General features: G+C 64.7%; 12 protein-coding genes. 1 reads left to right on the forward strand and 11 read right to left on the reverse strand.

Annotated elements, in window-relative coordinates:
- Positions 1-6 precede the first annotated feature (6 nt).
- The 7 genes from HNP02_RS07125 to HNP02_RS07155 all read right to left on the reverse strand — a co-directional run bounded on the left by HNP02_RS07125 (position 7) and on the right by HNP02_RS07155 (position 8,540).
- Positions 7-1,173, reverse strand: coding sequence for an acyl-CoA dehydrogenase family protein (locus HNP02_RS07125; protein WP_184436659.1), 1,167 nt, complete (start codon positions 1,171-1,173; stop codon positions 7-9).
- Between the two features lie 18 nt (positions 1,174-1,191).
- On the reverse strand, positions 1,192-2,628 hold the full coding sequence (locus tag HNP02_RS07130; protein WP_184436661.1) for an aldehyde dehydrogenase family protein: 1,437 nt from the start codon (positions 2,626-2,628) through the stop codon (positions 1,192-1,194).
- Positions 2,625-3,431 (reverse strand): SDR family oxidoreductase, encoded by an 807-nt coding sequence (locus HNP02_RS07135; protein WP_184436663.1) that lies wholly within the window; start codon positions 3,429-3,431, stop codon positions 2,625-2,627. The genes HNP02_RS07130 and HNP02_RS07135 overlap by 4 nt, the downstream gene beginning before the upstream one ends.
- A 4-nt stretch (positions 3,432-3,435) precedes the next feature.
- On the reverse strand, positions 3,436-4,617 hold the full coding sequence (locus tag HNP02_RS07140) for an amidohydrolase family protein (RefSeq protein WP_184436665.1): 1,182 nt from the start codon (positions 4,615-4,617) through the stop codon (positions 3,436-3,438).
- Between the two features lie 87 nt (positions 4,618-4,704).
- Complete coding sequence (locus tag HNP02_RS07145; RefSeq protein ID WP_221317321.1) at positions 4,705-6,825, reverse strand: acetate--CoA ligase family protein; 2,121 nt, start codon at positions 6,823-6,825, stop codon at positions 4,705-4,707.
- Positions 6,818-8,071 carry a cytochrome P450 gene (locus tag HNP02_RS07150; protein ID WP_184436669.1) on the reverse strand — a complete coding sequence of 418 codons (1,254 nt, stop codon included), beginning with the start codon at positions 8,069-8,071 and terminating at the stop codon, positions 6,818-6,820. Before HNP02_RS07150 ends, HNP02_RS07145 begins: the two co-directional genes overlap by 8 nt.
- A complete protein-coding gene (locus HNP02_RS07155; protein WP_309241456.1) occupies positions 8,064-8,540 on the reverse strand; it encodes a nuclear transport factor 2 family protein in 477 nt (158 codons plus the stop codon). The genes HNP02_RS07150 and HNP02_RS07155 overlap by 8 nt, the downstream gene beginning before the upstream one ends.
- 154 nt (positions 8,541-8,694) lie before the next feature.
- Between HNP02_RS07155 and HNP02_RS07160 the strand changes: the two genes are divergently transcribed.
- Positions 8,695-9,819, forward strand: coding sequence for an acyl-CoA dehydrogenase family protein (locus tag HNP02_RS07160; RefSeq protein ID WP_184436673.1), 1,125 nt, complete (start codon positions 8,695-8,697; stop codon positions 9,817-9,819).
- Positions 9,820-9,850: 31 nt separating this feature from the next.
- Here the strand turns inward: HNP02_RS07160 and HNP02_RS07165 are convergent, their stop codons facing one another.
- The 4 genes from HNP02_RS07165 to HNP02_RS07180 form a co-directional block, all read right to left on the reverse strand.
- Entirely contained in the window at positions 9,851-10,693 is an 843-nt protein-coding gene (locus tag HNP02_RS07165; RefSeq protein WP_184436675.1) for an enoyl-CoA hydratase/isomerase family protein, read from the reverse strand.
- Entirely contained in the window at positions 10,680-11,708 is a 1,029-nt protein-coding gene (locus tag HNP02_RS07170; RefSeq protein WP_184436677.1) for a TIGR03617 family F420-dependent LLM class oxidoreductase, read from the reverse strand. Before HNP02_RS07170 ends, HNP02_RS07165 begins: the two co-directional genes overlap by 14 nt.
- Positions 11,705-12,946, reverse strand: a complete 1,242-nt coding sequence (locus HNP02_RS07175) for a CaiB/BaiF CoA-transferase family protein (RefSeq protein WP_184436679.1) — start codon at positions 12,944-12,946, stop codon at positions 11,705-11,707. The genes HNP02_RS07170 and HNP02_RS07175 overlap by 4 nt, the downstream gene beginning before the upstream one ends.
- Before the next feature lie 481 nt (positions 12,947-13,427).
- Positions 13,428-14,678, reverse strand: coding sequence for a CaiB/BaiF CoA-transferase family protein (locus tag HNP02_RS07180; RefSeq protein ID WP_184436681.1), 1,251 nt, complete (start codon positions 14,676-14,678; stop codon positions 13,428-13,430).
- Positions 14,679-14,691 lie beyond the last annotated feature (13 nt).

A 14,691-nucleotide genomic window follows, 5' to 3' on the forward strand; every position in this document is an offset into this window, starting at 1 on the left:
CTGGGGCTAATAGCTTTTGGGCAGGCCGAGCACGTGCTGGCTGATATAGGCCAAGATCATCTCCTGTGGAATCGGCGCGATCTTCATCAGCCGCGCTTCGCGCCAGTACCGTGCGATGTGATACTCCTCGGCATAACCGAATCCACCATGTGTCTGCATGGCCGTGTCGGCGGCCTGGAAGCCTGCGTCGGCCGCCAAGTACTTGGCCATGTTCGCGTCTGGACCGCTGGCCAGCCCGCGGTCGATCATCCAGCCGGCCCGCCGCGTGATCAGTTCGGCGGCCTCGAGCCGGGCGTGGGCCTCCGCCAGTGGAAACGCGACACCCTGATTCTGGCCGATAGGCCGGCCATACACCACGCGTTCGTTGGCGTAACCGACTGCGCGTCTCAGCGCCGCCTGGCCGGTACCGATTGCCTCCGACGCGATCAATACCCGTTCGGCGTTGAGCCCATCAAGAAGGTAGTAGAACCCCTTGTCCTGCTCGCCGACCCGGTCAGCGACCGATACCACGACATCGTCGTAGACCGTCTCACACGAGGACACCGCGTTGCGGCCGGCCTTGGCGATCGGAGTGATGGTCACAGCGGGATCGTGCAGATCCACCATGAACAGGGTGAGCCCGTCGGTACGACGCTTGCATTCCTCGGCTGGCGTTGTTCGTGCCAGCAACAGCACCCGGTCGGCATCCTGGGCCTTGGAGGTCCAGACCTTTTGTCCCCGAATGACATACGAGTCGCCGTCTCGGACAGCGCGGGTTTTGATCGCCAGTGTTTCGGTGCCTGCGTCGGGCTCGGTCACTCCGAACGCCACATGCAGGTCCCCGGAAGCGACGCTAGGAAGATACCTCTGCTTGATGTCCTCCGAACCGTGCAGGACGAGCGGATGCATTCCGAAGATCGACAAGTGGATGGCGCTGCAGCCGTTCATCGCCGCGCCCGACGCGGCAACCTCCTGCAGGATGACTGACGCTTCCAGCAGCCCGCGGCCACTGCCGCCGTAGGCCTCGGGTATCGCGATGCCGATCCAGCCACCATCGGCGAGCGCCCGGTAGAAGTCCCACGGGAACTCGTGGCGTTGATCGCACCCGGCCCAGTAGTCGTCGTCGAACTTTGTGCAGATCGCGCGGATGCCTTCGCGAATGAGGTCAAGATCGGTGTCAGCGGCGAAGTCCACCAGCAGTTGCCTTCCCGGTCACGAGTCGGCCGGCGCTTGCTGCACGGCCTTGAGTTCGTAAAATTCAGCAAGGCCATGGTGGCCCAGCTCGCGCCCGTTGCCGGACTGCTTGTAGCCACCGAACGGCGCGAGCACGTTGAAGAACGAGCCGTTGATGTCGACCGCACCGGTGCGCAGGCGTTTCGCCACGTGCAGCGCGCGGTCGCGGTCGCCCGACCAGACAGCGCCGGCAAGGCCGTACTCGCTGTCATTCGCGATGTCGATCGCCTCGTCCTCGGTGTCATACGGCAGAATCACCAGTACCGGGCCGAAGATCTCCTCGCGCGCAATGCGCATATCCCGGTTCACATTTGAGAACGCTGCCGGCGTGACGAAGTAGCCACCCGGCACGTCGGTCGGCTGTTCCGCGCCGCCGTAGATCAGCTCGGCGCCCTCGTCGATTCCGGTCCGGATGTAGTCGCGGACTTTGTCGCGCTGCGCAGCAGAGGCAAGCGGACCCATCGTGGTGGCCGGGTCGAGTGGGTCCCCCAGCGTGTACGTGGCCAGCCGCGCACGCACCAGATCCTCCACCTCGGCAAGCCGACCGCGGGGAACCAACATCCTTGTCCAAGCGGTACACACCTGACCGGTGTTGGTGAAGCAGTTCGCCACCCCCACCTTGACGGCACGCGCGAGATCAGCGTCATCGAGGATCACGTTGGCCGACTTGCCGCCCAACTCCAGGGCCACCCGCTTCACGGTCTTTGCGGCTACCTCCCCGATCCGGCGACCGGCCGCTGTCGAGCCGGTAAAGGTGATCATGTCGACGTCAGGATGGGCGACCAATCGCTCACCAACGACCTGTCCGAGTCCTGAGATCAGATTGAAAACACCTGGTGGCAAACCGATTTCATGGATGATGTCCGCAACGATGAACGCGCTCAGCGGTGCCACCTCAGAGGGCTTGACGATAACCGTGCAGCCGGCCACCAGTGCTGCGCCTACCTTGCCGATCACCTGCTGTAACGGAAAATTCCATGCCGTGATCGCCCCGACGACGCCAATGGGTTCCCGCAATACCAGCGATTGGCCGATCTGCTCTTCCAGCGGGAAGTCGTCCATCAACTCGCGGTAACTGTCGAGCACCCGGCTTGGCTGTTGCACCTGCACCGGGCCCGAGACCCGCAGCGGGGTACCGACCTCCGCGCTGATCAGTCGGGTGAGTTCGTCGGACCGTTCGTCGAGCTTTTTCGCCAGTTGGGCCAGGACATCGAGCCGAATGTCGATCGGTGTCTGCGACCACGCCGGAAACGCTTCGCGCGCAGCCGCGACCGCGTCGTTGACGTCGTCGACCGTACCGTCCGGGATCCAGCCGAGCACCTCGCCGGTGATGGCCGAATTGACCTCGATAGTCCCGCCGGCCGAGTGCCGCCATTTGCCGCCGATGTAGATCTCGTCGCGACCATAGCTGCTCATGACGTCAGTCCCGGTGTCTTGGCGTGCAACCTGCGCATCTTCGCGATCCATTCGTCATAGTCGGCGGCCTTGCCGCGGAAGTACTTCTCTACCAACGGATGAGTGAGGATCAGGAACTGCTCTTTACTCATCCCGTCGACGACGCATTCGGCTGCTTCGTCGGCCTCGATCGCGCCCGCCACCGCGAACCATTCACCCTGCGCGCCTCGGAGCATGTCCGTCCGCACGCCTTCGGCAACGATGCATGACACCCGAATTCCGTTGCTGCCGTAGTGAATCGACAACCATTCTGTCAGCCCCAGCACGGCGTGCTTACTCGTCGCGTACGGGGCGTTCCCCAGTGCGGTCAGCAGCCCCGCCGCCGATGCATTCTGGATCAGATACCCCGATCCCCGCTCAAGCATGTGCGGCAACACAGCGCGGGCCGCATAGACCTGCGGCATCACGTTGACGTCCCACACGCGCTGCCATGCGGCGTTGGACGCCCAAGGGTTGCCCCGCTCGTGCAGCGGCGTCACCCCGTCGTGCGGTTCCCCCCACAGCACACCGGCATTAGACACGAAGACGTCGATCCCGCCGAGTGCATCCAGCGTCTTCTCGACCAGGCCGATCACCTGGGATTCGTCGGAAACGTCGGCGACGATGCCGAGGCCGCCGACCTCGTCGGCAACGCTCGCCGTGCCCGACGCGTCAACATCGGAGACGACGACCGACGCGCCCGCGGCGGCGAACCGCCTGCACATCGCCGCGCCCATACCGGCAGCACCGCCGGTGACGACGATGACCTTGCCTGCGGGGTCCACGGCGCTAGACCAGCTTCGTCAGTTTTACTGCGTTGTCCCACATCACTTTGCGCTCCGCGACCGGATCGTTGAGTTCGGTGGCCACCTTCTCGTACTGCCGGGGCTCAGCCAGGCCCTCTGGATGGGGGTAGTCCGAGCCGAACAGGACCTGATCGGCCCCGAGGTGACCGACCACCTCGACGAGGTCGTCCTCCCAGAACGGCGACACCCACACGTGCTGACGGAACTGCTCGACGGGGTCGGACGCGAAATACCCGGGACGCTGGAAGCCCGCCCGGTTGAGCCCCGAGATCAACAACGGCAGGAACTCCGCCCCGTTCTCCACCGACGCGATGCGCAGATCCGGGAAGCGCTCGAACAGCCTGTCGCAGGTGAGCGCCGCCAGGTAGTTGGCGATGGCCCGCTCATGCCCGACCGCGATCTGCAGCGGTGAGGCGATGTCGCCGATGATGTTGCCGTGGTAGTCGGTGTACTTGTCCAAGCCGGAGCCGCCAACCTCACCGACATGCACGACCACCGTCACGCCGGCCTCCTCAAGCCGCGCCCAGATCGGATCGAACAGTGGGTCACCCGGCGAACGCCAGGCTCCGTCGGTGTAGGTGGCCTGGGCCCGCACCACGAAGATCCGGGCATCGTTGGCCAGCCCGTGCTCGACTTCGCCTAGCGCCAGGTTGATATCTCCGAACGCCAGGTACGGCGAGCTGAAGATGCGGTTCTTGTAGTTGTAACCCCAGTCATCGAGCAGCCACCGGTTGAACGCCTTGAACGCCTGCCCCGCCGCCTCGGGGTCGAATTGCATGGCCTCCTCGTAACCCATGCCCACCGAGGGCAGCATCCACACCGCTTGTAGACCCTGCTCGTCCATCTTGGCGATCCGCGCGTCGCGGTTGCGGTAGTGATCGGGGATCGGCTCGCGCTCGGACAGGATGTCCAGCAGCGACCGCTTCTGCGGATTGCCGCGGAAGTAGTCGGCCATCGCGCCCGGCTTGACGATGGGGTCGAAGGTCGGGTTGGTGACGGTGTTGTTGATGACCCCGCCGATGATCTGGCGGGTGCGGCCCTCGATGACGGCGGTCTGCACCGTGCGCTCGCGCCATTCCTTGGGACGGTGACGGGTGAATGCGTCCAGAGGCTCGTAGTAGTGCTGGTCGACGTCGAGCACGGGGGGTGGGTCGATGGCGGTCACGTGATCCTCCAATTGTTGACGGGCTTTGGCATGCGCATCGCAGCGCGTCGCGTTCGCTGCGATACCGCTCTTTGTTATCTAAATCTACTAAGAATTTGATTGTTGGACAAGAGCTGGCACCGCTGCTCGGATGCACAGTGCGTCAACGACTGTGCCGCCGTTCTTGTCGACGATTGCGGGGTTTATCTCGATCTCTGCCAGCTTCTGTTCGGTGAGCAGATGACCCATCCGATTCAGCGTTTCACCAATCCATGATTGATCTACCGGGTCGCTGCCACGGAAACCGAAAAGCAATTCGGCTAGTCGCAGCCGGGTCAGCGCCTTGTGCAGGGTGTCGGGATCGCACGGCAGCGGAACATGCTCGACGTCACGGTGTATCTCCACAGCCGCGCCGCCAATCCCTACGGTGCCGAACACGCCGAGGTCGTCGGCCATGCGCACGGTCAGGATCAGCTCCACTCCCCCGGTCACCATCTTTTGCACGAGCCAGCTGGGGTTCGGGGCCTCACAGCTAGCGGCCATTCGTGCCACCGCATGCCCCACTTGGCCGGCGTCAGACAGGTTGACCGCCACGAGGCCCAACTCGGTGCGGTGCGTGATGTCCTCGTCGGCAGACTTCACGACCACGGGGTAACCAAGCGCCTCAGCGGCAGTCACGGCGTGTGCGCTGTCGCACACTGTCATCGGCGCAACGTCCAGGCCGTGGTCAGCCAGCAATTGCAGTGCTTGAGCGCCACCGATCGTGGCCGCACCCGCCGCCGACTCGCCATGGGCGGCCGGTGCCGTGTCCAGCACCCGTTGGGACCCCAGCAGCGCCCGAACCAGTCGACCTAGGTCCGACGGGCTTTGGGCAACCAATACCCCACCCTCGCGTAGCTCCTTGATGTAGGGATCGACGGCGCGGCCCCCGTACCAGAGCACAACAAAGGGTTTCCCGGTGTCACGGCGCACCGCCAGGATGTCGGCGACGCTTTGCGCATTCCATCCCCGGGCACCCATCGGCAGCGGCACGCACACCGCCTGGACGGCCGGATCCTCGGCCACTGCCGCGAGGTAGCCGCCGAAGTGCACGGGCATCGACCCCGGACCGACATCGAGCGGATTGGGAATGGATGCGAAGCTCGGCAACTGCTCCTTGAGTCGTTGAGTCGTCGCGGTCCCGAGCGGCGGAAACACTACCCCGGCACTGGCCAACTGTTCGGTGGCCAGCACCGCCATGCCGCCCGAGTAGGCCACCATGCCCCAGCGCCGCGGGAATTGCTGCTGTGCGGGCGCTGTCATCGCACCCAGCACCCACAAGTCGTCGGGATCGTCGACGACGGTCACGTCAAGCGCGCGTAACAGCGCCAGCTCGAGCGCGCCCCGGCCGATGATCTTGCCCGTGTGACTGGCCGCCGCCTGTTCGCCCGCGGCCGTGCGGCCACCAAGATAGGTGATCAGCCGCTTGTTCGCGGTGTGCAGCTCCTCGACTGCGGCGGCGAAGCGCCCTCCGTCACGAATCGATTCCATGTACAGCGCGACGGTGTGGACCTCGGGCAGCCCCGCAAAGTAGGAGATGAAATCGGGGATGTCCATGTCGCGCTGATTGCCGGTGCTGACGATGTGAGAGATACCGACCCCGGCATCGCGCGCCCGTTCCACGACGGTGCTGCCGATCGCGCCGCTTTGCGCGATCACCGCGATCCCACCGGCAGTGATCGGCACGCCCTCGGTGAGCACCGAGGTCATGCTCATGGCGAGGCCGGTGCGGACGTTGACCAGCCCGGTGCTGTTAGGCCCAACGACGTTGATGCCGTTCTGCTTGGCATAGTCGAGCAACGTGCGCTCCAGCGCGTGCCCGGTCTCACCCATGTCGGCGAATCCGGCCGTGAGGATCAGCGCCTGACGCGCCCCGACGGCGGCACACTCCTCCAATACGCCCAGCACCGCGGCCGCGGGCACCGCGATGACCACCACCTCGGGCACAGAAGCCATCGCGCTCAACGACGGCACCGCCGAGCGCCCGTCGACTTCAGTGGCGGTGGGATGGATCACCGTCACTTCGCCGGCGTAGCCGTAGATCCGTAGATGCTCGAGTACTGCCCGCCCACCGGCCTTGTATGCCTGACCGCTGCTGGTGGACACCCCAACGATGGCGACCGACGGAGGCTCGAGGAAAAGCTTCGCGACGTGCGCCCGGGGGGGCGCCAGCTCCAATGACTCAGTCACGCCAGGTCCTGAACGGAAGCACTGACAGGCTTCGGGTCTGACCGCCATAGGCGGCGAGTTCGGCATTCTCCGGCACCGAGAAGCGCGGAATCCGCCGGAAGATCTCCTCGAACGCGATCGCCAGTTCTAGGCGCGCAACGTGGGATCCGAGACAGCGATGGCTACCGGCACCGAAGACCATCGACTGCCGCGGTGCCCTGTCGATCTGTATCTCGTCGGCGTTGGGATACGCACCTTCGTCACGGTGCGCTGATGCCAGTGGCACCACGACCCGGTCCCCGGGTTGCAGTTCAACGCCGTTGATCACGGTGGCCTCGGTGACGGTGCGACTGGCGTGCACGATCGGCTCGTAGCGCAGAAGTTCCTCGATAGCCGCGGGGATCAATGAGGGATCTGCAGCAAGGCGGTCCTGAAGATCGGGCCGACGGGCTAGGTGCAGGATGCTGAAGCCGATGGCGGTGGTCACCGTGTCCAGTCCAGCGAGGACGAGCACATACGCGAAATTCAGGATCTCGCGATAGTCCAATTTGCGCTGGCCGGGCATTTCGGCAGTGATCAGATACGAGATGATGTCGTCGCCGGGATGCTCCAGCCGGTCATCGAGGAGCCCACGCAGGAAATTGTTCAGCTCTTTTCCCGCACCCAGCCTCGCGGCCGTCTGGGCCTCGACGTCGCCGTGTTCGGCTCCGTTGGTGGTGGTGTGCAGGATGGTGCTGGCCCAGTGGCACAGCTGGTCACGCTGCTCGACGCTGGACTCCAATCCGACCAAGCGCAGGAACACCGCGCTGGGGAAAGGCTGGGCGAACTCGGCCATGAAGTCGAACTCGCGCTTTTCCAGCATCCCGTCAACCAGCTGGACTGCATGGGCGCGGACCGAATCGGCTATGTACTCAATGGCTTTCGGCCGGAACAGCGGGTCGACGATCGTGCGGTAGCGACGATGCTCGGGTGCATCGACTTCGAGTGGGATGAGCGCTCGGGTATGGCCCGGAGTCGGCGGGGTGTCGGCCGGCCACGACGAGAAGGTCTTCGCGTCGTGCAGCACCGTCGAGATGTCATCGAACTTCGTCATCACGTAGAAGCCGCCGTAGTTGTCCGTATGCGCCACAGGGCATTTCGCGCGCAACGTCGCATAATCGGCGTGCGGGTCGAGCGCGAAGGCGGGATCGTAGTGGTCGTACTCGTGTCCCAGCGCTTGCAGCGCAGTGCAACCGCTACTACGGGGTGTGGATGGTTCATCACTCATGTGAGCTCACCTCGATCGTTGAAGTGGTGGGCAGGGACGAGTCAGCCCCGGCTGGGGTGAGGTTGTGGTCGTCGCGATCGCGGCACAGCTCGGCCAGCGCGCTGGGATCCTTGTAGTGCACGTCGACGCGCACGATCTTGCCCTCGCGCAGACGGTAGATGTCGACACACTGGACGGGCATGCTGCGTCCAGTGCGCCGCGATGCGAACGTGCCGTGGACCACGACCGCGACCCAATCGTCAATCCCGGCGATCTCCGGTGGCTCCAGATCTACCAGGAAGTCGCGGCCCACCGAGCGCAGCAATTGGCGGAACCCGTCGACGCCGACGTAGTCACCGCCGAACGGCAGGCTGGCGGCCTCGGAAAACACGTTGGCGTCGTCGAGCAATGTGCCGCAGACGCCGATATCCCCGCTACGCAAACCGTCGGTAAACCTGCGCACGATGTCCACGTTGTCTTGCCCCGGCACCAAACCACCTCTCATGACTTGCTCGATCCGGTTGATCATCCTGTTGACAGCTTTTTCTACACAGATTTTGGTAGTTAGTCAACGGTCACAGCCCCTCAATGAGCAGGATAGTCTGTGCTAAATTAGGTTGAGCTTTGAGGACGGGAGAACACCCTTGACGTTCGCGCTCACTGATGAGCAGCACCAACTGCAGCAGCTGGTGCGCAAGTTCTGCGAGTCCAAATCGCCGATCGCCGAGGTGCGACGGTTGATGGAGACCGAGGACGGTTTCGACCCCGCGGTGTGGGATCAGCTCGGCAGCGAGCTGGGGATCCAGTCGCTGGCCATCCCCGAGCGGTTCGGCGGCGCCGGCTTCTCCTTGGTCGAACTTTGCCTGGTGATGGAGGAACTCGGCCGCGCGTTGCTATGCGCGCCGATCCTGTCATCGATTGCCCTGGGCGCCAACGCAATCCTGATGGGGGGCACCGACGAGCAACGCGAGTCCCTGCTGCCCGGCATCGCCTCCGGTGACGTGCGCGCCGCTCTCGCCTTCGCCGAGCGAACCCACTCATGGGCTCCATACGACGTCGCCACCGAGGCCATTGCCGACGGCCCGCACTACCGGCTGCGCGGGACGAAAACCCTTGTCGTCGACGGTCACTCCGCCCAGCTGCTCGTCGTCTCAGCACGGCGGCCCGACACCGCGACGGTGTCCCTGTTCACAGTGGATGCGTCCGCCGCGCAGGGCCTGCGGCGTACGCCGCTGCCGACCCTGGATCAGACCCGCAAGCTGGCCGAATTGCAGTTCGACGACACACCGGCGCAGCTCCTGGGCAGCACCGGCGATGACGGCGCCGCGACATTGCGCCGCACCCTAGAGCACGCACTGGTGTGCCTGGCCGCTGAGCAGCTCGGCGGGGCCGCTCACTGCCTGGATACCTCGGTCGACTATGCGCGGATGCGGACTCAATTCGACCGGCCCATCGGCAGTTTCCAGGCGATCAAACACCGGTGTGCCGACATGCTGGTAGACGTTGAATCGGCGCGCTCCGCTGCCTATTACGCGATGGCCGCGGTCGCCGACGACACCGATGCGGCCCTCGCGTCTTCGCTGGCCTACGCGCACTGTTCGGAAGTGTTCTCCCGGGCAGCCGGCGCGATGGTCCAGATCCACGGCGGCATCGGATACACCTGGGAACACGACGCGCACCTGTATCTGAAGCGAGCCGCGGCCTCCGAGGCATTGTTGGGCGGCATCGGCTACCACCAGGACGTGGTGGCTGACTCGATGAATCTGTGAACTGACTACCTCGGGCGAGACAAAGTGCGCCTCACGTCCATTTCGGCGGCCGTCGTTCCTGGAACGCCAGCATCGCCTCGCTGACGTCGCCGGTGTACGTGCTGAGCACCTGAGTCCGGTTCTCGAGCTCCATCCCGGCCCGCAGGCTTCCCACCTCGAGTTGGGCCCACATGACCTCCTTGGTCATCCGCACCCCCCAGGGGCTGTTCGCCGCTATCAGCGCGGCGGTCTCCAGCGCTTCGTCGAGCAGCTTGTCCTCTGCCACCACGCGGTTGGCCAGCCCGATCGCGACCGCCTCGTCGGCATCGACCTTCCGGCCCGTCAGCATCAGCTCAAAGGCGCGTCCGGTGCCGACGGTGCGCGGCAACAGCCAGGACAACCCCAGGTCACAACCCGACAGACCGACCTTGACGAAGGCCACGACGAAGCTTGCGCGCGTGCTGACGATGCGCATGTCCGCGGCGACCGCCAGCGCCATCCCGCCACCGGCGGCAGGCCCGTTGACCGCGGCGATGACCGGTACCGGCAGGTCGATCAATGCGGTCACCGCAGCGGCCAGGTGTTGCTGGACGGCGTAGTTCAGCCGCAGTTCACGGGGGTCCTCCCACCCCCGCGGCGTGCCGTATCCCTCGAGGTCAGCTCCGGCACAGAATCCGCGACCTGCCCCGGTGAGCAGCACAGCGCGACAGTGCCGGTCGCGACGGACGGCATCGAGGGCGTCGAGCAGCGCGTCGATGAGCTCGCTGTTGATGGCGTTGAGGCGCTCCGGGCGGTTGAGTCGCAGCACAGTGACCCCGTCGGCAGGATGCTCAGTCAATACCGCGGGCTCGGTCGTCGCGTCGGCCGGCTCGGCGCCGAGTTCAGTGCTTGACATCGGCGATCTCCTTGCACGCGGCGACAAGTCCGGCCCAACGCTCGGGCTCGGGACGGTAGGGCGCGTAGAGCGAGACCCGGTCGATGATGTCTCCGTAGCGCTCCGAGATGATCGAGGGCAGCTCGTCGATCGCGCCCCGCACCGCGAAGGCATCGACAAGTTCGGCGGGCAGTCGTGCACCCATTTCCTTCCAGCGACCATCCTTGGCCATGGCCTGCATCTCCGGTTGGATTGCGCCCCATCCGTGTAGGTCGAGGACCGGTCGATAGGCCGGCGTCGCGGCGTAGAAGGCGATCTGCTCGCGTACCGCCGCATCGGCCGTCTCGAATTCGGCCTCGTCCTGCCCGGTGATCACGAACAGCGGATACGACAGCTCGACGTCGACCCTGTTGCGACCGGACTTGCGCAGGCCGCGTTCCAATGCGGGCAGGGTTCGCTCGCGCAGGTTGCGCTCGGTGCTGAAGCCGTGCACGAACATGCCGTCGGCGACCTCTCCGGCGACTTCGGTCATCCGCGGTCCGACGGCCGCGACGAAGAGCCGCGCCGGCCCGTGGCCGCTCGGGCCCGGGTCGAAGAACGGCGTCATCAACGTGTGGCGGTAGAACTCGCCCTCGAACTTCAGCGGTGTGCCGTGCTCCCAAGAGTCCCAGATCGCGCGGATGGCGAGCACCAGCTCGCGCATCCGCGCCGCCGGGCGTTCGAACGAGGCGCTGTATCGGCGTTCAACGTGTGCCTTGACTTGCGAGCCGAGCCCGAGGATGAAGCGGCCACCGGAGTTCGCCTGAAGGTCTCGTCCGACCTGGGCCAGGTGCATGGGGCTGCGCGGGAAAGCCACCGCGATGGAGGTCCCGAGATCCAACCGCTCTGTCGCTGCCGCGGCCAGCACCAGGGGGAGGAAGGGGTCCTGTGTCAGTTCCGCGGTGAGCAGGCCGTCGAAGCCCAGCTCCTCCATCCGCCGTGCGGTCGTCCCCACCTGGTCCCACGACGGAGCGGGCAGGATGCCGTCGAACTTCACACGATGCCCTGCTCGCGCAGTGCCTGAATGTCGTTGGCGGAGTAGCCGACTTCGGCGAGGATCTCATCGGTGTGCTCGCCGAGGGTCGGGGCGTGGCGCTCGACATCGAAGGACTGGCCGTCGACCGGCGCCGGCCAGCCGACGGTGGTGAACGGGCCTGCCACCGGGTGGACCGATTCGTGGATGATCTCCCGCGCCCGCAAGTGCGGATCCCGCAAGGTGTCCTCCACGCTGTTCGCCGGGCTCAGCGGAATGTCGTATTTGGTCGCGATATCCATCCACTCGGCCAGAGTCCGCGAGGCCATGATCGGTCGCAGAATGTGCGCGAGATTCTTGTCACCGCCCTGGTTGCGGAAGTCCACCGGAGAGTCGAGGTACTTCATCTCCCGCAAGTCGGGCCGCTCGATCACGTCGCAGAAGTTGTCCCAGAACTTGTGCTCGATGGCGGCGAGCAGGACGAACTTGTCGTCCTTGGTGACGTAGAACGCGTACTTGGGACGCTCGGCCGGGTCCTGGCCCACGGTGGGCGGCAGATTGATCCCGCGCTCCGTGCGGGCACGGTTCCACAGGACCGAAGCATCGAGCGATTGCGCGGCAAGAGTGGCGTCGGTACCCGAAGAGTCGATGTAGCAGCCCTTGCCCGTCTCGTTGCGGTAGTTCAATGCAGCGATCGCGGTGAAGGCGCCGAACAGGCCTCCCAACAGCGGGCCGTCGACGTACCCGGGAAAGTTCAACTCCCTTGGCTCGACGACCTCCTGGACCAGCCCGTCCTCGCGCACCCTCAGCTGCGTCGACCCCGCGGTGGCGCCCATCATGTAGCCGTGAACGGGGATCTGACCGTAGGGACCGCGGGTGCCGAAACCGTTGGTCTGGCAGTAGATGATGTCGGGCTTGACTTTCCGTTGGGCCTCGTAGCCGACGCCGAGGCGTTCGCACGCGTCGCCGGCGAAGCCGTCCACGAAAATGTCGATGGTGGGCAGAATCTTGTAGAACACCTCGCGGCCGGCGTCGTGACGCAGGTTCAGCGTGATGCTCCGCTTATGCCGATTGATCAACATGTGGGTAGTGCTGTGCCGGGGGGCCATCATGTCGCCGAGGTCACGGATGTAGTCGCCGATACCCGGCTGTTCCACCTTGATGCTCTGGGCCCCCAGGTCACCGAGAAAGCGCCCCGCCTGGTCGCCGGTCGGCAGCACCGTGCATTCCAACACGCGCACATTCCGCAAAAGCTCGATCATGACACCATCCTTGGAGTTGGGGACCCACGTCCCGGCGTTACTTCTTCGGTGCTTCGCCACGTCGGCGCGGACGCAGTCCGGCGTACAGCCGACCGGGCACGACTCCCGAAGTGCGTTCGTCCGAGGGCTGAATCCGGCGGCCAGAGCTGGGTCCAGTGAGCTGACGTTCGGCCTGCTGTGACATCTCAGTGAAGTGACCGCGTTTGTATCTAAATCAATTCTGATTCTGATGTTCACGACGAAAGAAGTCAAGGATGGCCTTGACGATAAGATAGCTCCTACATCCCCGTATGGCTTGATGTTCCATGGTCGACAAGCCCGGAACCGAGCTCCGGATCAGGGTCAGAATCGCCGTAGAAAACAAGCATCATTCAAGATGCGGATTGCTTCGCGCGAGACGCTTTCTACCAACTCGGGAGACGCCACAACAGTTCGCCGAGGTCGCATGCGAGATCGCTGCCTACGGGCATGCGGGCCGTTGCTAGACGACGCCCCGCTCCTGCAATTTCGCCAGTTCTTCCGCGCTGTGACCAAGTTCGGCAAGGAGCTCAGCCGTGTGCTCACCGAGCGCAGGCGCGTGCTGGTGGGTCTCGTAGTGCTGGTCGCGGATCACAGCCGGCCACCCGATGGTGGTGAACGGACCCGCGACCGGGTGCACCGACTCGTCGATGATGTCGCGCGCCCGCATGTGCGGGTCGTCGACGAGATCGCCCCGCTGGTTGGCCGGGCTCAACGGAATGTCGAATTCCACTGCAGCCCGGACCCATTCGGCCTGTGTGCGATTGAGGAAGACTTCCTTCAGCACATCGATCAGGTCGGTACGACCGTCGTCCTGCACCTGAAAGTCGACGAGCACGGAGGTGTCCTTTACGTCGCGCAGGTCGTCCCGGTCGATAGCGCGGCAGAAGTTGTCCCAGAACTTGTGCTCGATCGCGGCGAGCATGACGTACTTCTCGTCCTTCGTCTTGTAGAACGTGTACTTCGGACGCTTTCGTGGATCCGTTTGAGACGGCGGTGCGTTGTTGCGCGCCTTCTCGATTCGACCTGTGTTCCAGTTGATGGTGTTGTCGATCCACTGAGTCGCGGCGATCGAATCTGACCCGGAGTTATCGATGTAGACACCGTTGCCCGACGAGTTCCTGTACTGCAAGCCGGCGAGTGCGGATACCACCGCCCATACGGCGCCGACGGTGGGTCCGTCTAGCTGGCCGGCGAAATACGAGTCAGCCGCTGGTTGAACCTGTCGGACCAGGCCGTCCTCGTCCTCCCCCAGCGGCAGCGCACCGGCAACGCCACCCATCATGTAGCCGTGCACCGGGATCGGACCGTACGGACCCTTGACCCCGAAGCCATTCGACTGGCAGTAGACGATGTCTGGATTGACCTTCACCTGCTCGTCGTAGCCGACACCGAGTTTGTCGCAGGCGTCGTTGGCAAACCCGTCAATGAAGATGTCCGCGGTGGCGAGAAGCTCCCAGAAGATCGAGCGTCCCTCCTCGGACCGCAGGTTCAACGTGAGGCTTCGTTTGTTCCGGTTGCACATCAAGTGAAACGGGCTCTGATGCGGCTGGCCGCCCAACCTGCCGCCCAGCTCACGCAGGTAATCCCCCACCCCGGGCTGTTCAATCTTGATCACGTCGGCACCGAGATCTCCAAGCAGGCGTCCGGTCGTATCACCGGTCGGGAGCACGGCACACTCCACGACCCGGACGCCTTGCAACAGCTTGATCATTGAGGCCCCTCAT

The sequence above is a fragment of the Mycobacterium sp. AZCC_0083 genome (assembly GCF_014202335.1).
Taxonomy (GTDB): domain Bacteria; phylum Actinomycetota; class Actinomycetes; order Mycobacteriales; family Mycobacteriaceae; genus Mycobacterium.